At 76.2% G+C, this 1,396-nt stretch carries 2 protein-coding genes; both read left to right on the forward strand.

Annotation, left to right across the window (positions count from 1 at the left end; translation table 11 throughout):
• On the forward strand, positions 1 to 957 hold a 957-nt coding region (locus MXD58_RS27565), incomplete at its 5' end, for a RecB family exonuclease (protein ID WP_250611009.1).
• Positions 954 to 1,396, forward strand: a 443-nt coding sequence (locus MXD58_RS27570) for a UvrD-helicase domain-containing protein (RefSeq protein ID WP_250611011.1), incomplete at its 3' end; no start/stop codon positions are given. The genes MXD58_RS27565 and MXD58_RS27570, both read left to right, overlap by 4 nt.

Consider the following 1,396-nt stretch of genomic DNA (forward strand, 5'->3'; position numbering starts at 1 on the left):
GACCAGCACCGCCCGCTGGTCCCCGCCGCGCATCCGCGGACCTGGTGGGGGCTGCTGGACGTGACCGAGTCCGACGTCCCGGTCGTCGCCCCCGGCGCGCCGCTGCGGCTGTCCGGGTCGTCGCTGGCCAGCATCGGTACCTGCTCGCTGCGCTGGTTCCTGGAGCACGAGGCGCACGCGGTCACCGTCGCGACCACCGCGCAGGGCTTCGGCCGGGTCGTGCACGCCCTCGCCGACGAGGTCACCACCGGCCGCACCCCGGCGGACCTGGCAGCCCTCGACGCCCGGCTGGACACGGTGTGGCGGCATCTGGACTACGAGGCCCGCTGGCGCAGCGACCAGGAACGCGACGCCGCCCGCGAGGCACTCGCCCGGTTCCTGGACTGGCACGCCACCGAACGGGGCCGGCGCGTCGTCGACGCCGAGGTCCGTTTCACCTGCCAGCTCGCGGTCGCCGGCCGGGAGGTGCTGCTGCGCGGCTTCATCGACCGCCTCGAACTCGACGACACCGGCCGGGTGCACGTCATCGACTTCAAGACCGGCCGCACGGCGGTGACCACCGCGCAGCTCGCCGAACATCCGCAGCTGGGCAGCTACCAGCTCGCTGTCCGATCCGGCGCCCTCGACGAGGCCCTGGCCGCCGCCGGGGACGGCGGTGTGGGCGGCTCCCGGGCGTCGACGGTGCCGGGCGGGGCGGAGCTGGTCCACCTGCGCCTGGACGGGAACCGGGAGAACTCGGCCCCGCGGTTGCCCGAGGATGTCACCGGGCCGCCGAAGGTGCAGGCCCAGCCGCCGCTGCCGGCCGACGGGCCGACCTGGATGGACGAGATCCTCGCGGACGCCGTGCGGACGATCGACGTGGAGGCGTTCCGCCCGGCGCCCGGCGACCACTGCACGATGTGCACCTTCCAGGCGAGCTGCCCGGCGCGTCCCGAAGGTCGGCAGGTGATCGAATGAGCACGCTCGGCACGGGCGGGACGATCCCGCGCCAGCCGCTGCTGCCCGGGTTCGGCGCGGACCCGGGCGGCGACGGCGACGGCGGCCCGGCCGGTCGCCAGCTCGACCCCGATGACCTGCGGGATCTGCTGGAGGTCCCGTACACCGACGAGCAGATCGCCGCGGCCACCGCCCCGCTGGCACCCGGGGTGATCGTCGCGGGCGCGGGCTCCGGGAAGACGTCGGTGATGGCGGCCCGGGTGGTGTGGCTGGTGTCCACCGGCCAGGTGCGCGCCGAGGAGGTGCTCGGGCTGACCTTCACGACCAAGGCGGCGGCGGAGCTCGCCGGGCGGGTCCGCCTCGCGTTGCGCAAGGCCGGCGCCGCCGATGCGGGCGGCTGGACGGGGGGCGGATCCGGCCCGCCCGGTTCGGCGCCGGGCTCGGCGCAGGACGCCGACGG

The organism is Frankia sp. AgKG'84/4, from assembly GCF_023242965.2.
Classification (GTDB): Bacteria; Actinomycetota; Actinomycetes; order Frankiales; family Frankiaceae; genus Frankia.